Raw genomic sequence first — 19,045 nt, forward strand, 5'->3', positions numbered from 1 at the left:
ATTCGTTCTGGTTTTGGTCTTTGGGGTGGACTTATGGACGGCACGGACCTGGATCTCGATTTCACCGAGGAGGAAGTGCAGCGCTATTCGCGCCACATTCTGCTGCCGGAGGTGGGCGGCATCGGGCAGGCGCAGCTTCGCCGGGCGCGCGTGCTGATCGTCGGCGCCGGCGGCCTCGGCAGCCCTCTGCTGCTCTATCTCGCGGCCGGTGGCGTCGGCACCATCGGCATCGTCGATGACGACCACGTCGATCTTTCCAATCTCCAGCGCCAGATCGCCCACACCACGGCTTCGTTGAATCAGTCGAAGACCGCATCGGCGGCGACGGCGGCGCGGGCGATCAACCCCCTCGTGACGGTGGTCGAGCATCCGTTCCGCCTGACCGAGGCTGAGGCGCCCGACCTCATCGCCGGCTATGATATCGTCTGTGACGGGTCGGACAATTTCACCACGCGCTATCTGGTGGCGGATGCCTGCCTGCGGGCGCGCAGAACCCTGGTCTCGGCGGCGGTTCTGCGGTTCGAGGGGCAGTTGAGCGTCTTCAAGCCGCATCTCCATCCCGAAGGCCCGTGCTACCGCTGCCTCTACCCGGAAGCGCCGCCGCCGGGCTTCGCACCATCTTGCGCCGAGGCCGGTGTGCTCGGCGCCGTCACGGGCGTCATGGGCACCTTGCAGGCGACGGAAACGATCAAGGAAATTCTCGGCATCGGCGAAAGCCTGTCGGGCCGCCTGCTGCTGTGGGACGCGCTGGCGACGCGGTTCCGCACCATTCGGGTACCGCGCGATCCGCATTGCCCGGCCTGCTCTTCCCCTCATGTCTGAGCCGCCCAGCTCTGAGCTTATCAGCGTGCTGCTCATCTCCGGCACGCATGACCGGGCGCATTATGCCTTCGTCATCGCCGCCGGCGCGGCGGCACTCGGACGCCGGGTCCAGGTCTTCGCCACCAATGCCGGTTGCCACGCCTTGCTTACCGATTGGTCGGGCCTGGTGGACTCCGGGCGGGACGCGGTGCTGCGCGCGCGGGGTGTCGGCGGGCTAGACGAATTGCGAGACGCCTGTGTCGAACTCGGCGTCGTGCTCCTCGCCTGTGATGCCGGGCTGCGCGCCGAGGCCATCGACCCCGGTCGGCTATTGTCAGGCGTCACCGTCTCCGGCGTGGCGCGCTTCCTCTCCGATGCCGGGCAGGGCCAGATCATCAGCCTGTGAAATGCTTGACCCGACGAGTGTCACTTGGCACGCAGGGCTCATGATGCTTCGGAACCTTCGTCTCTTTCCCCTCATGCTCCTCGGCGCGGCGCTCGGCCTTTGGCCCGTCCTGGCGTCCGCCCAAAGTGCGACGGCCACACCCCCGGCCGTTGCCACGCCGCCGGTCAAGAAGACCTATGACCCGCATGTCGGGGCGTCCACGGGCCTGCCCATTCCCCGTTTCGTCTCCCTCCGCGCCGATCAGGTGAACATGCGGGTGGGACCAGGCGACCAGTATCCGATCGCCTGGTTGTATGAGCGCGCGGGCCTGCCGGTTGAAGTGCTGCGCGAATACGATGTGTGGCGCCTGGTCGAGGACGCGGATGGCACCAAGGGCTGGATGAACGGCGCCACGCTGGTCAGCACGCGGCGCTTCATCGTGACCGGCGCCAATGCGGTCACGGTCTTCGACAGCCCCGCCGGCGGGGCGAGCCAAGTCGCCCAGCTCATGCCCGGCGTCATCGGCACGATCGAGCGCTGCGACACGGGCGCGGACTGGTGTCACGTTAGGGTCGCGCATATCCGCGGCTGGCTCAAGCGCGCGGACTTCTGGGGCAGCCTGCCGGGCGAGCAAATCCGCTGACGGACGACCGCTCCGTCGTCATCCTCGTCACCTCCAGCCCGGGCGAGATCCGGGCGATCGCCCTCGATGATGCGGGGGCAATCGACTGCGCCATTGAGCGGCCCGGTGGCCCGCTCGGCTTGGGAGATGAGGTCATCGGCCGGATCACCGCGCGGGTGCCAGCGATGGCGGGCGCATTCGTCGCGCTGCCCGGCGCGGAGCCAGACGGTTTCCTGCCGGACACGGCGGGCGCCGCCGGTCTGACAGAAGGGCGGTTCGTCGCTTTACGCGTCACCCGTGGCCCGCAAGGCGGCAAAGGTTGCCGCCTCTCGGCCTCCGACGACGTGGCGGAGGGACCGATTCGCCTACTGGCGCGCGGACCCGGCGCGGTCGCGCGGCTGGCGGCGCTGCATCCCACCGCAGAGATCCGCATCGATCGTCCGGCCGTCGCAGTGCCGTTGGCCTTGCGGTCCCGACTCCAGATCGGCCTTGGTGATCTTCGGGGCGAGGCCGATGCCGAATGGTCGGCACTGGAGGATCTCGTGGTGGCGCTTCCGGCCGGCGCGCGAATGACGATCAGCCCGACGCCCGCGCTGACCGCCATCGATGTCGATGCCGGCGCCGCGACGGCGGATCGCCGCCCGAAGAAGGAGGCGCAGCTCGCCCTCAACCGCGCCGTCATTCCCGCCATCGCCCGCCAGATCCGGCTTCGTCATCTGGCGGGGGCCATCGTCGTCGATTCGGCGGGCCTGCCCCAGCGGGGGCGGTCGGTGCTGGCAGACAGCTTCACCGCCGCATTGGCGGAAGATCCCGCCAAGCCGAGATTCCTCGGTTTTTCTGGTCTCGGCCTCGCCGAAATCCTACGGCCACGCCTGCATCCGCCGCTGCATGAGCTTTTCGCCGGACCCCATGCCGCCGGTCTGGCCGCACTCGCGGCGCTGTGTCAGGCCTGGGAAACACAGCCCGGTCAGGCCCATGCCTTGCAGGCCGTGCCCAGCGTCATTGCGGCGATCGAGGCGGATGCCACGGCACGACAGCAATTTCGCGATCGCATCGGGCGGGTCCCGACCTTTCATGCCCAACCGCCCGATGATGGGTCATTGCGTGCTTGGCGGCTGGTCACTGTTCCGCAACGCTGATAAGTCTTTCGTAACAGACCGCGACCACGCCCCAGGCGTGGTGAGGAACGTCAAACAGGCACAGAACGGGCCGTTTCAATCGCCATGCAAGCTTCCGAGACTCGAGACCATCGGCCACGCTCCGCCATGGACAAGGCCGCTGTCCAAGCCGCCTATAAGCGATGGGCCGGCGTTTATGACGGCGCCTTCGGGCTGATTTCGGCGGCGGGGCGCAAACGCGCCGTCGCCCTGGTGAACGCCCTACCTGGCACCGAGGTTTTGGAAGTGGGCGTTGGCACGGGCCTGGCGCTGCCCCTTTACACCACGGACAAGCGCGTGACCGGGATCGATCTTTCGGCCGAGATGTTGGCCCGCGCCCGCAGCCGCACGAAGAAACTGCACCTCGATCATGTCGCGGGGCTGCATGAGATGGATGCCGAGGCGACCGGCTTCGCCGATCAAAGCTTCGATACGGCCGTGGCCATGTTCGTGGCATCGGTCGTGCCGCATCCCAAGCGGCTGATGACCGAGCTTCGCCGTTTGGTCCGGCCCGGCGGCCATATTCTTTTCGTGAACCATTTCATCTCCCCGTCCGGGCCACGCCGCTGGGTGGAACAGGCCGCGGCGCCGGCCTCCCACGCACTCGGCTGGCACCCGGATTTCGCGATGGAAGCGCTGCTGACGCCCCAGGAAATGAAGCGGGCGAAGGCTGTGCCGGTCGGCCCCTTTGGCCTTTTCACGCTCGTCCATCTGCCCGTGATCGGCGAGGTTTCATCCAACCTTTAAGATACGCATAAGCCCCATCGCGGTTTCACGACCGCGCCTTGGTTGATCAGCGGCGGCGCTCGGTCTACTTCATAGCCGTAGCTTGGTTGCCGATGGTCGGCGTCGCGCGGGGGTTTGATGGCACGGATCATGCGGCGTCTAGCGATTACCTGCGGCAGTGCCTTGGCTGGTCTCTTCGCATTTGGCGCGACAGCCTTCGCGCAGACCTTGCCTCCCGGAAGTGTGATCTCGGTGCCGAAGCCCTGGCAGATTTGGGTGCAGCCGTCCCATAGCCCGGTCGAGCGCGACATCGTTTGGCTCAATCTGTACCTGATGGCTTGGCTGCTGATCGTGCTGCTGCTGGTGGCGGGTCTGTTGCTCTATGTGTGCTGGCGCTACAGCGCCAAGCGCCATCCGGTGCCGACCAAGACCAGCCACAACGCTGTCATCGAAGTGCTGTGGACGCTTGGCCCGATCATCATCCTGATTGCCATGTCCATCCCGTCCTTTCGCCTCGTCTATTTCGAGGACAGGACGCATGACCCGTATATGACCGTGAAGGTCACCGGTCATCAGTGGTATTGGGAATATACCTATCCTGGCGAAAATGGCCTCGACTACACCAGCTATATGATACCGGCGAACAAGCTGCAGCCGGGGCAGGTGCGCATGCTGGCGGTGGATCATCCGCTGGTTGTGCCGGTCAACCAGAATATTCGCATCCTGATCGGCAGCGGCGATGTGCTGCACGCCTTTTTCATCCCGAGTTTGGGTGTCCAACGCTATGCCGTGCCTGGCCGTTTGGTCGAGACCTGGGTGCGTGTCGATGCTGTCGGCATCTATTATGGCGAATGCAATCAGATCTGCGGCACCAACCATGATTCCATGCCGATTGCGATCGAAGCTTTACCCATGGATCAGTATAATGCCTGGGTGAAGTCCGCGCAGGCGCAATTCTCCATGGCTTCGGCACCACCCCGCTTGCCGGGTGCCGCAGAGCCCCTGCGATTGGCTGATAATGGCGGCCCCGGTGGCAGCAATGACCCGGTGACGATCCTGCCCACCCAGACGACGCGCTGACCCGGCCAGGCAGTGTAAGGAGCAGAGCGATGTCAACCTCGACGCATGATCCCCTTCAGCACCGGGCGATCCCCGACGGCCATGCCGATGCGCATGTCCATGTTCATGATGACCACGCGCATGTTCATCATGAACCTGGCTTTGCCGAACGCTGGCTGTTCAGCACGAATCACAAGGACATCGGGACTCTTTACCTGACCTTTGCCGTATTCACCGGCGTCATCGGCAGCCTGCTGTCGATGCTGATGCGGTGGGAACTGATGCGGCCGGGCCTGCAAGTTTTCCATAGCGGTGCTCAGTGGAACGCGGTCGTGACATCGCATGGCCTGATCATGATCTTCTTCATGGTCATGCCCGCGCTGATCGGCGGCTTCGGCAACTGGTTCATTCCGCTGATGATCGGCGCGCCGGATATGGCCTTCCCGCGCATGAACAATATTGCCTTCTGGTTCCTGCCGCCGGCCTTCATCTTCGCGACCCTCGGCCTTGTGGTCGGCGCGGGTTCGGGCGTGGGCTGGACGATTTATCCGCCGCTGACGAACAGCACGTATATGCCGGGCGTGGCGATGGATTTCACGCTCTTCTCCCTCCATCTCGCCGGCGCATCCTCCATTCTCGGCGCCATCAACTTCATCACCACCATCCTTAACATGCGCGCACCCGGCATGACGCTGCACAAGATGCCGCTGTTCGTCTGGGCGCAGCTCGTGACCGCCTTCCTGCTGGTGCTGGCCCTGCCGGTTTTGGCTGGCGGCGTGACGATGGAAATCACCGACCGCAACTTCGGCACGGCCTTCTTTGAGCCCGCGGGCGGTGGTGACCCGGTGCTGTTCCAGCATCTGTTCTGGTTCTTCGGCCACCCCGAAGTGTACATCATGATTCTGCCGGCCTTCGGCATCATCAGCCACGTCGTCTCGACCTTCAGCAAGAAGCCGGTCTTCGGCTATATCGGCATGGTCTATGCGATGATCGCCATCGGCGTGGTCGGCTTCGTGGTCTGGGCGCACCACATGTTTATCTCCGGCATCAGCGTCGATAGCCGGGCCTATTTCATGGCCGCCACGCTGGTGATCGCCGTGCCCACGGGCATCAAGATCTTCTCCTGGATCGCCACGATGTGGGGCGGCGCCATCGAATTCGCGACGCCGATGCTGTTTGCCATCGGCTTCATCTTCTTGTTCACGGTCGGTGGCGTCACGGGCGTGATCCTGGCCAATGCCAGCGTCGATCAGATTCTCCACAACACCTACTACATCATCGCCCATTTCCATTACGTGCTGTCGCTGGGCGCGGTCTTCGCGATCTTCGCCGGCTTCTACTACTGGATCGGCAAGATGACTGGCCGCCCCTACCCGGAATTCTGGGGCAAGGTGCATTTCTGGCTGTCCTTTATCGGCGTGAACCTGACCTTCTTCCCAATGCACTTCCTTGGCCTTGCCGGTATGCCGCGACGCTATCCTGATTATCCTGACGCTTTTGCGGGTTGGAACATGGTGTCCTCCATCGGCGCCTTCATTTCCGGCTTTTCGGTGCTGATCTTCTTCTATGTCGTCTATCGGATCTTCACCTCATCCGAGCAGCTTGCCCCGAACTATTGGGGGGAAGGTGCAACCACGATGGAATGGCAGCTTCCGTCCCCGCCGCCGCACCATACCTTCGATGAGCTTCCCCAGTTCCATTGAGTGGAACTGGGCCAAAGATGACGAGTAGACCGGATCATGGATAAGCCGACCGCCGCCGTCCTCATGGACGGCGCCTTCCCGATCGGCGCCGAGCTGGAGGATTGGATCGCCCTGCTGAAACCCCGGGTGATGAGCCTGGTGGTCTTTACCGGGGCGATCGGCGTCTTGCTGGCGCCCGGCCATCTGAATCCCGTCTTGGCCATCACCGCCGTGCTGTGCATCGCCGCCGGCGCCGGTGCGTCCGGCGCCATCAATATGTGGTACGACCGCGATATCGACGCGATTATGCGCCGCACCGCAGGGCGGCCGATACCCGCCGGCCGCATGGCGCCGGGCTCGGCCCTTGGTTTCGGCGTCGTGCTCGCCTGCGCCAGTGTGCTGATGATGGCGATCGCCACCAATCTCGTCGCCGCCGGTGGCCTGGCGCTGTCGATCTGCTTCTATGTCTTTATCTATACGATGTGGCTGAAGCGCCGCACGCCGCAGAACATCGTCATCGGCGGCGCCGCCGGGGCCTTCCCGCCGGTGATCGGCTGGGCCGCGGTGACCGGCACTGTCGATCTCGTGCCGCTGCTGATGTTCGCCATCATCTTCTTCTGGACGCCGCCGCATTTCTGGTCGATGTCGCTCTACGCGAGTGAGGATTATGGGCGCGCCGGCGTGCCTATGTTGCCCGTCGTGTCCGGTCCGCGCATCACCCGCGCCTGGGTCCTCGCCTATACGCTAGCGCTGGTGCCGGTCGCCATCAGCCCCTGGGCCGTAGGCTTCGTGGGCATCGATTACCTGATCCTCGCCCTCATCCTGTCGGCCATGTTCGTCTATCACGCCCTGCGCGTGCTGATGGACGGGCAGGGGCCGGGCGGCACCAGCCTGACCAATAATGCCCCCGCGCGGAAGGCCTTCCGCTTTTCGCTCATGCACCTGTTCCTGCTCTTCGCCGCACTCGCCCTGTGCCGGCTGGTGGGTTGAACATGGACGGCGCGCAGATGCCCACACCGCCCACGGACGGCCTCACGCCCCGGGAGCGCTTCGACCGTCGCCGTCGCCGGGTAAACTGGGGCGTGCTCGGCCTGCTCGTCCTCTTCTGCGGCCTGTTCTATGCGGTCGCCATGGTGAAATTGGCCCATTACGGCCTATCCTGGATGGAATAGACGTGACACACGACGACGCGTGGTTTGACGACGACATGAGGAAGGGCTGACGGGCATGAGCACCGATATGAGCAATGCCGCGACGGTGACCGAGTCCGGCCTCAAGAATCCGTACTACTTCGTCAAGCCAAGCCATTACCCCATCATCGGCTCATTCAGTGCCATGTTCGTGCTGATGGGCATCATCTTCGCGGCCCATTTCGGCAATTACATCGTGCTCGCCCTGGGCATCCTGTCTTTGCTGACGACGATGTTCTTCTGGTTCCGCACGGTGGTGCGCGAAAGCCTGATTCCTGGCGCCCATAGCATCCTGGATCTGATCAGCGTCCGCTACGGCATGACGCTGTTCATCACCAGCGAAGTCATGTTCTTCGTTGCCTTCTTCTGGGCCTTCTTCAACTTCGCGGTCTTCCCCGAGAATGTTTCGGGTGCAACACACCGGGTCTGGCCGCCCGAGGGCATCCATACCTTCGACCCCTTCAGCCTGCCCTTCCTCAACACGCTCATCCTGCTGCTGTCCGGCACCACGATCACCTGGGCGCATCACGCCTTGATCGAGAATGACCGCAAGTCGCTGATGACCGGCCTCGGCGCCACCATTCTGCTCGGCCTCAGCTTCACCTGCTGTCAGGCGGTGGAATACAGCCACGCGCCCTTCAAGTTCTCCGGTGGCGGCATCTTCCCCTCAGTCTTCTTCCTGGCGACCGGTTTCCACGGCTTCCACGTCATCGTCGGCACCATCTTCCTCATCGTCTGCTACGTGCGCAGCAGGGACGGTCAGTTCACGCCCAAGCGCCACTTCGGCTTCGAGGCGGCCGCTTGGTATTGGCATTTCGTCGATGTCGTGTGGCTGTTCCTCTACGTCTGCATCTACCTCTGGGGCGCGAGCAAAATCACGGTCGCCTAAGCCTTGGCGCAGACACGCCTCGGCGCCGATGGGGGCGCGACCTTAAAGGCGGGCGCACCCCGCCGCGCGCCACCCTCCGCCCGCCGCCGCATTGCGGCCTTCGCGCTGCTCTGCGGGCCGGTCTTCGCCATCCTGCTCGCCCTCGGTTTCTGGCAGATCAATCGCCTGAGCTGGAAAGAGGCGATCCTCGCCCATATCGCCGCCGCCGAACGGGCGCCGCCCATGCCCTTGCCGACGGCGCCCTCCCCCTTCGAGAAGGTCTTCGTCACCGGCACGCCGGATATGGCGACGCTTTCGATCTTCGCAGAGGATGTGCGGGACGACACTCAGGGCAATACCATCCTCGGCGGTGAGGCGATTGTGGTGCTGCGCCGCGCCGGTGCGGCGCCCATCCTGGTCGATCTCGGCTGGGTGCCTGAAGCGGCGGAGGGCCACGTCACCTTGCCAGAGACCCTCTCGATATCCGGCTTCGCGCAGGCGCCGGAACGCCCAAACCTGTTCACGCCAAAGGATGATGTCGCCCATCGGCAGTTCTTCCTGCTGTCCCCGACGCGCATCGGGCCGGAGATCGGCGTCCCCGATCTGGCGCCCTTCGTGCTGATCGCGATGGGCGCGCCCCCGGCCCGGGGCTGGCCAGAACCCGCTGGCAATCTGCCGCGCCCGCCGAACGATCATCTGCAATATGCCCTGACCTGGTTCGGCCTTGCCGGGGTGCTTCTCATCCAATTCCTTTTTTGGTGCTTCAAGGTGGTCCGCCCATGACGAACCCTCCCGCCTATGACCGGCTGGTGGCCCGCTTCGCGCGTATCGCGACGGTGGGTGAGGCGATCGGCATGTTGGGCTGGGATGCCTCGGTCATGATGCCGCCCGGCGGCGCCGCCGCGCGGGGCGACCAGCTCGCCGTGCTGTCCGGCATCGCTCATGAGATGACGACGGCTGACGCGCTGGCTGATGACATCGCGGAAGCAGGTGACGCGCCGCCCGCCGATGTCTGGCAGGCGGCGAACCTGAAGCTGATGCGCCACCGCCATTTGCGCGCCATCGCCCTGCCGCCCGATCTGGTTGAGGCGCAGAGCCGGGCGAATGCGGCCTGTGAAACGGTCTGGCGCTGGGCGCGGCCGGCCTCAGACTTTTCGGCCGTTCGGCCTCACCTTGAGGAGGTCGTGCGCCTGGTGCGGGAAGGTGCGGTCGCCCTCGGCGAGGCCTTCCGCATGACACCCTATGATGCGCTGATGGATGGTTTCCAGCGCGGCATTGGCGTCGCCGATGTGGCGCCCATCTTCGGCGATTACGAGACCTTCCTGGCGGACGCCCTGCCTCGTGCCGAGGCGATCCAGGCTGCGCGCGGCGCCGCCAAGCCGCTCGCCGGACCCTTTTCGATCGATGTGCAGGAGGCGCTGTGCCGTCGTCTCTCAGCCGCCGCCGGGCTCGACTATACCCACGCTAGGCTTGATCGCTCGGCGCATCCCTTCAGCGGCGGCACGCCCACGGATAGCCGTATCACCAGCCGCTACACCCCCGATGAGTGCTTCCAGAGCATCATGGGCGTGATGCATGAGACCGGCCACGCCATGTATGAAATGGGTCTACCTCCGGATCATGCCCGCCAGCCGGTGGGCGAGGCGGCCGGCATGGGCGCACATGAAAGCCAGTCCCTGCTGATCGAATTGCAGGTCTGCCGCAGCGACGCTTATCTGTCCTGGCTCGGGCCGCAGCTTCATGCCGAGTTCGGTGGCGATGTCGCCCTCTATAGCGGCGCGAACCTCGGCCGGCAGCTCCGCCACGTGGAGCGCAGCTTTATCCGAGTCGAATCGAACGAGGTCACCTATCCCGCCCATGTCATTCTACGCTTCCGGCTGGAGCAGGCGCTGATTGCTGGCGATCTTGCGGTGCGAGACCTGCCAGGCGCCTGGAATGATGGACTTCAGGCGCTGCTCGGCATTACCTCGCCCGATGACCGGCGCGGCTGCCTGCAGGACATCCACTGGTATGACGGCGCCTTCGGCTATTTCCCGAGCTATACGCTCGGCGCCATGGCGGCGGCGCAGATCATGGCAGCGGTGCGGGCCGATCTGCCCAATCTCGACGCCTCGATCGCTGCCGGAGACCTCGCGCCATTGATGGGCTGGGTGCGGCGCGAAATTCACGGTCGGGCCAATCTGCTCGGCTTCAATGATCTGCTGCGTGCCGCGACCGGCAAGCCGCTCGACGCCACGGCCTTCGAGGCGCATCTCACGGCGCGCTATCTGACCTGAGAGGGAGGTTCGCGGCGCAGCCCCCTTGATCGGGGCCGCGCGGTGCGCTACCCAGCCGCCTCGGCCGAGAGGCTGTGCCCGAGTAGCTCAGTTGGTAGAGCATGCGACTGAAAATTGCAGTGTCCCTGGTTCGAATCCAGGCTCGGGCACCATCCTAATCCCATCGCCGCTCTCACTACTGTGCCGAAGGTGCTTTCGGCGCAGGGGTCGTTACCGCGGCCGCCGGATTGTCCTGAAACATGGCCGGGCGATAGCCGGTGACATTCAAGGTCAAGGCTGCCAGCACGGCCGCCAGCAGAACCGCCACGATTGTCCATTGGCGGGGCGAGGTCGGCATCACCGAGCCTGGCTTGAGCGATCCCTTGAGGGAGGGCCGACCGGTGCCTTGCACCAGCGCCACAAGCTTGGCGCCGAAGATGCCGGCCGGCGGCCGTGCCGTTGCCGGAGCGGCCGCAGCACTTCCGCCACCGCTCGGCAGCAGGGCCACGAGGCGGGTCGCGATCGGTGTGGCGTCCGGCATCGGCCACAGGCTGCCGGGCATGCCGGCAATGAGCCGCGCCAGGGCATCGATCGCACCGTTTCGTGGCAGCCGCGCCAGCCGCGCAGCCTCAGCCCATGGGTCCATGCCCAAGCGCGACAGCGCCGAGAGAACGCTCAATGTCATGCCATTGGCTTCGGTACCCACGTCCGCGAACAAGAATCCGTTCAGTTCCGAACGCTGCAACGCATAAACATCGGTATTTTGCACGAAATATCCTGCGGGTATCTGATTTAATTAAAGGTGTATTCAAAGAATACCACTAAACTTACAAAACTAATAATTGCATTCATGGTGCCGAGTGGGTTGCTGTTGCATGGATCAAGTTTCGGGGAGCCGGTGACCGTGCCGTGAAAAGTGACGATCCGTTACTGACGGCGACTCCTGCGATGTGCGAGTGAGCGGCATGGCAAAGCTGTCACAGATATTCGGCTCGACGACCAAGCAGCTTCCTGACGGCGTGCTCGTGGAATTGGTCGATCTGCTGTTCACGATCATGCTGCCGACCATCATTATCGGCATCGCCGTCGCCCTGGTCGGCGCCCTGATTGCGAGTTTCCAGAATGACGTCTTCCTGTGGGGTCTGACCGTCCTCAGTGTTGTTCTGACCGTGGCGCGTATCCTCATGATTCAGTCCTATCAGCGTCGCCGCGCCAGGTCTTCGCTCACCGTGACGGAGGCGCGGCTGTGGGAGCGACGCTACGCCGTCGGCAGCATGAGCTTCGCCTTGCTCGTGGGCGTGATGAACGCGTGGGAGTTATCGACCGGCTTCTCTCTGGCGCCGATGCTCATTTCCGCCCTGACCTTCGCCTATGCGGCCGGCCTGGTGACTCGCGTCTCGTTTCGTCCCCGCATCTGCTTCATGTCCCTCATCCTGACGACGGTGCCGACCGTGGTCAGCTTCGGATTGCATGTCAGCGGCGCCGGCGATTTCGACTCAGTGGCGGGCTATGCGGTGCAGACCCTCATGCTCGGGGGTTTCATCGCCGCCAGCGTGGAAACCGTGCTGCACATGTACCGGACCGTGGTTGGCGAATTGCTGGCGAAGCGGGATCTCGCGGCCCTTGCCGGCACCGACCCGCTCACGGGCCTGCCCAATCGTATCCTGCTCCGCGCGCGATTCGATGAGGGCGCGATCCGGACGGAGCGCGGGGGTGGCCAACTCATGGCGATCCATTGCCTCGACCTCGATCGCTTCAAATTCGTCAACGACACCTATGGACATCCGATCGGGGACGCCTTGCTTCAAGCCGTCTCACGGCGGATGACCCGGACGCTCCAAGCCGGCGATACCGTCGCGCGCCTGGGCGGGGATGAGTTCATCATCGTTCAGCCGGCGATCCGCAATATCGATGAGGCAATGCTTCTGGCCCATCGCATCGTCAAGGTGGTGGGCGAGCCCTATAGCCTCAACGGCCAAGACGTGCGGATCGGCGCCAGTATCGGCATTGCCCTCGCCCCGCGTGACGGTTCCGATCTCGAACATCTCACCGCCTGCGCCGACGCCGCCCTCTATCGTGCCAAGCATGCCGGGCGTGGTACCGTGGTCGTGGCGGGGGACCCCACGCCGCCCCATCCGAGCACCGCCATCGCCTGCTGATACCGCCACTCGATACCCCCTGGCACTCCCACCCAGAGAGTGCTAAAGGGTTTTCGCGAGCGATAGACAGTGCTGGACCGGATTCTGATCGAGTCCGTCACGGATCGCGTTTTCCATTCATCCAGGATCAAGAACATGAAGTTTCGTCCTCTGCACGACCGCGTGGTCATTCGCCGTATCACGGCCGAAGAGAAGACCCGTGGCGGCATCATCATCCCCGACACCGCTCAGGAAAAGCCGATGGAAGGCGAAGTGATCGCCGTCGGCCCCGGCGCCCGTAACGAGCAGGGCGCCGTCGTCGCCCTCGAAGTGAAGGCCGGCGACCGCATCCTGTTCGGCAAGTGGTCGGGCACGGAAGTGAAGATCGATGGTGAGGAGCTCCTGATCATGAAGGAGTCCGACATCATGGGCGTCATCGAGGGCCTGCCGACCGACAAGAAGATCGCAGCGTAACAAAAACGCGTCGCGACCTTTCGGTTCCATAACAAGAAAGATTAAGCCACATGGCCAGTAAAGACGTTCGCTTCGGCGTAGACGCACGCAGCCGCATGTTCCGCGGCGTTGATATCCTCGCCGACGCGGTGAAGGTGACACTCGGCCCCAAGGGCCGCAATGTCGTCATCGACAAGAGCTACGGCGCCCCGCGCATCACCAAGGACGGCGTCAGCGTCGCCAAGGAAATCGAACTCGCCGAGAAGTTCGAGAACATGGGCGCCCAGATGGTCCGTGAAGTTGCCAGCAAGACCAACGACGTGGCCGGCGACGGCACCACGACCGCGATCGTTCTGGCTCAGGCGATCGTCCGCGAAGGCGGCAAGGCCGTTTCCGCCGGTATGAACCCGATGGACCTGAAGCGCGGCATCGACAAGGCCGTTGTGGCCGTCGTCGAAGAGCTCGCCAAGCGCACCAAGAAGATCACGACCGAGGCCGAAATTGCCCAGGTCGGCACGATCAGCGCCAACGGCGAAGGCGAAATCGGCCGCATGATCGCCGAAGCGATGCAGAAGGTTGGCAACGAGGGTGTCATCACCGTCGAAGAAGCCAAGGGCATCCAGACCGAGCTCGATGTCGTCGAAGGCATGCAGTTCGATCGCGGCTACATGAGCCCGTATTTCATCACCAACGCCGAGAAGATGACTGCGCAGCTGGATGACCCGTACATCCTCATCCACGAGAAGAAGCTGTCGAGCCTGCAGACCCTGCTGCCGCTGCTTGAGGCGGTTGTGCAGTCGGCCCGCCCGCTGCTGATCATCGCGGAAGATGTCGAGGGTGAGGCGCTTGCCACGCTCGTCGTCAACAAGCTGCGTGGCGGCCTGAAGATCGCGGCCGTGAAGGCTCCGGGCTTCGGCGATCGTCGTAAGGCGATGCTGGAAGACCTCGCCATCCTCACCGGCGGCACCGTCATCAGCGACGATCTCGGCATCAAGCTTGAGACCGTGACGCTGGAGATGCTCGGCCGCGCCAAGAAGGTGTTGATCGAGAAGGAGACGACCACGATCGTCGAAGGCGTCGGCAAGAGCGAGGACATCAAGGGTCGTTGCGCCCAGATCCGCGCCCAGGTCGAAGAGACCACGTCCGACTACGACCGTGAGAAGCTGCAGGAGCGTCTCGCGAAGCTGGCCGGCGGCATTGCCGTCATCCGCGTCGGCGGCGCGACGGAAGTCGAAGTGAAGGAGCGCAAGGATCGCGTGGACGACGCGCTGCATGCGACGCGCGCAGCCGTCGAAGAAGGTATCGTTCCGGGCGGCGGCGTCGCCCTGGCACGCGCTTCCCTGTCGCTGCTCGGCCTGAAGGGCGAGAACTCGGACCAGACTTTCGGTATCGAGATCGTTCGCAAGGCTCTGCAGACCCCGATGCGCCAGATCAGCGAGAACGCTGGCGAAGACGGTGCCGTGATCGCCGGCAAGGTGCTTGAGAACACCGAATACAACTTCGGTTTCGATGCCCAGACCGGTGACTACAAGGAAATGGTTGCGGCCGGCATCATCGACCCGACCAAGGTCGTGCGCTCGGCTCTGCAGCACGCAGCCTCGATCGCGTCGCTGATGATCACGACCGAAGCGATGGTCGCCGATCGTCCCGAGAAGGCCGCCCCGATGGGCGGCGGCGGCGGCGGCGGCGGTATGGGCGGAATGGGCGGCATGGGCGGGATGGATTTCTAATCCCTCCCCACCACGCCTAACGCTTCGCTAAAAGGAAGCCCGCCCCGTTGGAAAACGGGGCGGGCTTTTTTGTGTCAGTAGCTGCCGGGAGCGCGATAGCCAGGGGGCGGTGGCGGGCGATAACCCGGCGGGGGCGGCGGCGGGTAGCGATGATGGTGGTGGCGATGATGGTGATAATAATAGCCGGGCGGCGGCGGCGGCGGCGGCCGATAGCCCGGCGGTGGGGGCGGTCTGTAACCCGGGGGTGGTGGCGGTGCCATTTGCGCAGATGCGGGAAGGGCGGCCCCCATCCCGAGCGCCGCCGTCATGGCGAGCGCAATCCAAAGTTTCATCGTAACGATCTCCGTTATGTTGCCGTCAAGAGCGAGTGGGCGTTACGCGGCCTCTGTCTCGGTCGTGGACCGTAGATGGCCTCGATCCGACCATCGCCAAGGGGCACGGCCATGGCGCCGCTTGCACGTGGCGACACCGCCCTGCGCGTAGCGTGGAAAAGCGCAGCTTATTCCACCGACGTCCTGTTTAGCCCAAGCGCGGCCATGGCTGTTGCGCCGGCCGGATCGCCTCATACGCCGCCGCCACGCGCAGCACGCCAAGATCGTCGAACCGCCGGCCCGCGATCTGCAGCCCGATCGGCATGCCGCTGGCCGAATAGCCGCAGTTGATCGACAGCGCCGGCTGCTCGCTCATGTTATAGGCGACGCAGTAGCCGATATGCTCGAAAGGCCGCGCCGGGTCGTTCAAGGGCGAGGCGAATTCGGCCGGGAAGGACACCACCGGCCAGACCGGCGACAGCACGAAATCGAAGCGATGCGTGGCGGCCAGTGTAGTCTGGCTCATGGCCGGAATCTGGCTGAAGCCGCGATAGACGTCGCGGCCCGAAAGCTCCTGGCCGCCGTCGATCCAGGCGCGAATATAAGGCAGCATCTTGGCCCGCTGTTCCTCGGACAGGGCGGCGGTGTCCGATCCGAAACGCGCCCGCCAGAAATTGTCCAACCCATCCAGCATCGCACGCGTCAAGTAAGGGGCCAGCGGTTCCACCACCGCGCCGGCCTCGGCGAAGGCCCGCGCCGCTTCGGTCACGGCCGTGACGATCTCGGCATCGGGTTGGGACCCGATGCCAGTGTCGAGACATAGCCCGATGGTCAGCCCGCGCAGGGAGAGTGGCGGCGCGGCCCAATCGATATCGGCCGGCGGCAGGCTCATGTAGTCGCGGGCATCGGGCTTCGACAGCACGGTCATGGCCAAGGCCGCATCTGCCACCGTGCGGGTGATCGGCCCAGCCGCGCGACCGAGAAAGGGCGGGGAGACGGGAATGCGCCCGAAGCTCGGCTTGAAGCCGACGGCGCCGCACAAGGCGGCCGGCAGACGCACCGAGCCGCCGATATCCGTGCCGATATGGATCGGGCCATAGCCGACGGCGGCAGCGGCGGAAGCGCCTGCGCTCGATCCGCCTGGGTTCATGGCCAGGTTCCAGGGGTTGCGCGCCAGCCTGTGAAAGGTCGACAGACCTGAGGAGAGCATGCCGTAATCGGGCATCGTCGTCTTGCCGAAGATGATGGCGCCGCTCTCCCGCAGCCGGGCGGCAGCCGGGGCATCGGCGGTCGCGGGAACAGGATCGACGGCGGCGGTGCCGGCCGGCATGGGCACGCCCTTGGTCGCGATGTTTTCCTTCACCGTCACCGGCACGCCGTCGAGCGGACCGGCGGGCGTGCCCGCCTGCCACCGCGCCTCCGCGTCCCGCGCGGCGCCGCGCGCCGCTTCGGGGTCCATGGCCCAGGTGGCGCAGAGACAATCATCCCAGGCGTCGATCCGGGCGAGTACCGCCTCCGTCACCTCCACCGGGGAAAGGCTGCGCTCACGATAGGCGCGAACGAGGGCGACGGCCGAGAGGTCTGCGAGATCTGTCATAGGAAAAAGCTAGCGGCGCCGCCGCCGCTTGTCTCCCCCTGACGCTAGCCGACACCGTAGTGCTGGAGCCAAGCTATGGCCCGCGCCCAGGCGGCTTCCGCATCCGCGCGGTTGTAGCTGGGCCGATAATCGGCGTGGAAGCCGTGGCCGGCATCCGGAAAATAGACGATCTCGACCGTCTTTCCCGCAGCCTTGGCGCGGGCTTCGGCCGTCAGAACGTCATGCTTGGCGATGCTTGGGTCCTTGCCACCGTAGAGGCCGAGCAGCGGGCAGTTCAACTCCGTCGCCATGTCGATCGGGTTGCGCGGCTGGATGGCGCTGGTGGGCCCGGCGACCGGGCCGTAAAACGCGACCGCCGCGCGCAGGCGATGCTCCGTCTCCGCGAATAGCCACGCATCGCGGCCACCGCGACAGAATCCGATGGTGCCGATGCGCGCCGCGTCGCCCTGATGGGCAATCGCCCAATCGATGGTGGTGGAGAGATCCGACAGCACCGTCGCGTCTGGCGCCTTCAGGATCACATTGCGCATGATAAGTTGCGCGTCCGTCATGGTCGAGAGATCGGCCAGCCGCGCGTAAAGCTCGGGCGCCACGGCGAGATAGCCGCGCTTGGCCAGGCGCCGGCAGACATCCTTGATGTAATCATGGACGCCGAAAATCTCCTCGATCACCACGACGATGGGGAATGGCCCGACCCCATCGGGCCGCGCAACATAGGCCGGCAGGGCCCCGTCGGAGACGGGGATCTTCGTCTCACCCGCCATCAGGCCGGCGCTATCCGTGTGGATGACCTGCGCTTCGACCCGCGTGGTTGCGAGGGTGAGGCCGCTGATCAGGCTCGTCATAACGAAGCCACGGCGGCTGAAGCTGCTGACGCTCTCATTGACGGTCATGGCAATTCCTTTCGGCGGCGGCCATGCCGGCCGCGATCAGTTCTCGAAGATCAAGGCGATATAGGACGCGAACAGGATGAGGTGGACCGCGCCCTGGATGACATTTGTGCGGCCACTCGCGAAGGTGACGATACTGACGGCGAGGGTCAGGAGCAGCATCACTTCGTCGGTATGTTCCACGCCCAGGATCAGGTGCCGCCCGGTCAGCTCACTGATCAGGATCATCGCTGGAATGGTGAGGCCGATGGTGGAGAGCACCGATCCCAGAAAGATGTTGAAGGACCGTTGCAAGTGGTTGGCGAGAGCCGCGCGCACGGCGCCGATCGCCTCGGGCGCCGCGACCAGAACGGCCATGACCACACCGCCCAGGGGCGCCGGTGCATGCAGGGTTTCGATCAGATAATCGATCGGGTGGGCCAGTTGCTCAGCCAGGAAGACCACCGGCGCCATATAGGCGACCAGCAGGATGGCATGGCGCGGGATGGGCGGTTTGGGCGTGTCTTGCGCCTCGTGCGCCTCGACCTCATCCAGCAGCATGAAGTAGTTGCGGTGACGGCCGGTCTGCATGGCCAGGAAGGTGCAGTAGAGGCCGATGGCGACCAGGGCGAGAAACAGGCTCTGGTGCAAGGACAGCACGGGGCCCGCTGTGGTCTGCGTGAAATCCGGCATGATCATGCTCAGCACGATCAGCGGAATGATCGCACCGAGATAGGTATTGGCGCCCTGCAGATTGTAATGCTGCTCCCGATGCCGCCAGGCCCCCGCGAGCAGAGACAGGCCGACCATGCCATTGAGGAGGATCATGACGACGGCGAACAGGGTGTCGCGTGTCAGGGTCGGGTTATTGGCGCCATGCAGCATGACGGCGGAAATGCTCATCACCTCGATGAAGGTGACGGACAGGGTGAGGATCAGCGTGCCGTACGGCTCGCCGAGACGGATGGCAAGTTGGTCGGCATGACGGACGACGGAGATGGCCGAGCCCAGGATGACCGCGAAGAGCCACAGAAAGATAAAGGCGAGCCAGAGCGGATTGCCGAGATCCGCCATCAGGCTGTGCCCGGAGACGGCGAAGATCGCGCAGGTGGCCAGGCTGGCCGCAAGGGGCCATTCACGGCGAAGGAATGTGGGTAGCCCGTTATCCGTCATGCACCCTCGCCGAACAGGCCCATCCAACG

General features: G+C 64.6%; 20 protein-coding genes and 1 tRNA gene. 16 read left to right on the forward strand and 5 right to left on the reverse strand.

The window, feature by feature from the left end:
* Nucleotides 1-33 precede the first annotated feature (33 nt).
* The 13 genes from QP803_RS02310 (at nucleotide 34) to QP803_RS02370 (ending at nucleotide 10,918) form a co-directional block, all read left to right on the forward strand.
* Complete coding sequence (locus QP803_RS02310; protein ID WP_284946065.1) at nucleotides 34-822, forward strand: HesA/MoeB/ThiF family protein; 789 nt, start codon at nucleotides 34-36, stop codon at nucleotides 820-822.
* The gene (locus tag QP803_RS02315) at nucleotides 815-1,207 is read left to right on the forward strand and encodes a DsrE/DsrF/DrsH-like family protein (protein WP_284946066.1); all 393 of its coding nucleotides are present in this window, start codon (nucleotides 815-817) and stop codon (nucleotides 1,205-1,207) included. Before QP803_RS02310 ends, QP803_RS02315 begins: the two co-directional genes overlap by 8 nt.
* A gap of 40 nt (nucleotides 1,208-1,247) precedes the next feature.
* Complete coding sequence (locus QP803_RS02320) at nucleotides 1,248-1,829, forward strand: SH3 domain-containing protein (RefSeq protein WP_284946067.1); 582 nt, start codon at nucleotides 1,248-1,250, stop codon at nucleotides 1,827-1,829.
* A gap of 119 nt (nucleotides 1,830-1,948) precedes the next feature.
* Nucleotides 1,949-2,947, forward strand: a complete 999-nt coding sequence (locus tag QP803_RS02325; RefSeq protein WP_284946068.1) for a ribonuclease E/G — start codon at nucleotides 1,949-1,951, stop codon at nucleotides 2,945-2,947.
* A gap of 84 nt (nucleotides 2,948-3,031) precedes the next feature.
* Nucleotides 3,032-3,712, forward strand: coding sequence for a class I SAM-dependent methyltransferase (locus QP803_RS02330; protein WP_284946069.1), 681 nt, complete (start codon nucleotides 3,032-3,034; stop codon nucleotides 3,710-3,712).
* Between the two features lie 129 nt (nucleotides 3,713-3,841).
* Entirely contained in the window at nucleotides 3,842-4,771 is a 930-nt protein-coding gene (coxB, locus tag QP803_RS02335) for a cytochrome c oxidase subunit II (protein ID WP_284946070.1), read from the forward strand.
* 29 nt (nucleotides 4,772-4,800) lie between these two features.
* Nucleotides 4,801-6,453, forward strand: a complete 1,653-nt coding sequence (gene ctaD / locus QP803_RS02340; RefSeq protein WP_284946071.1) for a cytochrome c oxidase subunit I — start codon at nucleotides 4,801-4,803, stop codon at nucleotides 6,451-6,453.
* Between the two features lie 36 nt (nucleotides 6,454-6,489).
* Nucleotides 6,490-7,422, forward strand: coding sequence for a heme o synthase (locus QP803_RS02345; RefSeq protein ID WP_284946072.1), 933 nt, complete (start codon nucleotides 6,490-6,492; stop codon nucleotides 7,420-7,422).
* A 17-nt stretch (nucleotides 7,423-7,439) separates the two neighbouring features.
* Nucleotides 7,440-7,604, forward strand: coding sequence for a cytochrome c oxidase system small membrane protein (locus QP803_RS02350; protein ID WP_284946073.1), 165 nt, complete (start codon nucleotides 7,440-7,442; stop codon nucleotides 7,602-7,604).
* Nucleotides 7,605-7,659: 55 nt separating this feature from the next.
* On the forward strand, nucleotides 7,660-8,511 hold the full coding sequence (locus QP803_RS02355; protein WP_284946074.1) for a cytochrome c oxidase subunit 3: 852 nt from the start codon (nucleotides 7,660-7,662) through the stop codon (nucleotides 8,509-8,511).
* 3 nt (nucleotides 8,512-8,514) lie between these two features.
* Nucleotides 8,515-9,273, forward strand: coding sequence for an SURF1 family protein (locus QP803_RS02360; protein ID WP_284946075.1), 759 nt, complete (start codon nucleotides 8,515-8,517; stop codon nucleotides 9,271-9,273).
* The gene (locus QP803_RS02365) at nucleotides 9,270-10,766 is read left to right on the forward strand and encodes a carboxypeptidase M32 (RefSeq protein WP_284946076.1); all 1,497 of its coding nucleotides are present in this window, start codon (nucleotides 9,270-9,272) and stop codon (nucleotides 10,764-10,766) included. Before QP803_RS02360 ends, QP803_RS02365 begins: the two co-directional genes overlap by 4 nt.
* 76 nt (nucleotides 10,767-10,842) lie before the next feature.
* Nucleotides 10,843-10,918, forward strand: a tRNA-Phe gene (locus QP803_RS02370).
* A gap of 23 nt (nucleotides 10,919-10,941) precedes the next feature.
* Here QP803_RS02370 and QP803_RS02375 read toward each other — a convergent pair.
* Nucleotides 10,942-11,514: a hypothetical protein gene (locus QP803_RS02375; protein WP_284946077.1), complete on the reverse strand. Its 573-nt coding sequence runs from the start codon at nucleotides 11,512-11,514 to the stop codon at nucleotides 10,942-10,944.
* Between the two features lie 196 nt (nucleotides 11,515-11,710).
* Here QP803_RS02375 and QP803_RS02380 point away from each other — a divergent pair, with 196 nt between their 5' ends.
* The 3 genes from QP803_RS02380 (at nucleotide 11,711) to groL (ending at nucleotide 15,066) form a co-directional block, all read left to right on the forward strand.
* Complete coding sequence (locus QP803_RS02380; protein WP_284946078.1) at nucleotides 11,711-12,904, forward strand: GGDEF domain-containing protein; 1,194 nt, start codon at nucleotides 11,711-11,713, stop codon at nucleotides 12,902-12,904.
* Between the two features lie 135 nt (nucleotides 12,905-13,039).
* Nucleotides 13,040-13,357 carry a co-chaperone GroES gene (gene groES, locus QP803_RS02385; protein WP_284946079.1) on the forward strand — a complete coding sequence of 106 codons (318 nt, stop codon included), beginning with the start codon at nucleotides 13,040-13,042 and terminating at the stop codon, nucleotides 13,355-13,357.
* A 50-nt stretch (nucleotides 13,358-13,407) separates the two neighbouring features.
* Complete coding sequence (groL, locus tag QP803_RS02390) at nucleotides 13,408-15,066, forward strand: chaperonin GroEL (protein WP_284946080.1); 1,659 nt, start codon at nucleotides 13,408-13,410, stop codon at nucleotides 15,064-15,066.
* A 74-nt stretch (nucleotides 15,067-15,140) separates the two neighbouring features.
* On the opposite strand, the gene QP803_RS02395 is transcribed toward groL, so the two are convergent.
* The 4 genes from QP803_RS02395 to QP803_RS02410 form a co-directional block, all read right to left on the reverse strand.
* Nucleotides 15,141-15,398, reverse strand: a complete 258-nt coding sequence (locus tag QP803_RS02395) for a hypothetical protein (RefSeq protein WP_284946081.1) — start codon at nucleotides 15,396-15,398, stop codon at nucleotides 15,141-15,143.
* A gap of 187 nt (nucleotides 15,399-15,585) precedes the next feature.
* Nucleotides 15,586-16,974: an amidase gene (locus QP803_RS02400; RefSeq protein WP_284946082.1), complete on the reverse strand. Its 1,389-nt coding sequence runs from the start codon at nucleotides 16,972-16,974 to the stop codon at nucleotides 15,586-15,588.
* A 44-nt stretch (nucleotides 16,975-17,018) separates the two neighbouring features.
* Nucleotides 17,019-17,867: a dienelactone hydrolase family protein gene (locus QP803_RS02405; RefSeq protein ID WP_284946083.1), complete on the reverse strand. Its 849-nt coding sequence runs from the start codon at nucleotides 17,865-17,867 to the stop codon at nucleotides 17,019-17,021.
* A gap of 36 nt (nucleotides 17,868-17,903) precedes the next feature.
* Nucleotides 17,904-19,016, reverse strand: coding sequence for a calcium:cation antiporter (locus tag QP803_RS02410; RefSeq protein WP_284946084.1), 1,113 nt, complete (start codon nucleotides 19,014-19,016; stop codon nucleotides 17,904-17,906).
* Between the last annotated feature and the right edge of the window lie 29 nt (nucleotides 19,017-19,045).

Origin of the sequence: Acidisoma sp. PAMC 29798 (assembly GCF_030252425.1) — a bacterium.
GTDB classification, from domain to species: Bacteria; Pseudomonadota; Alphaproteobacteria; order Acetobacterales; family Acetobacteraceae; genus Acidisoma; species Acidisoma cladoniae.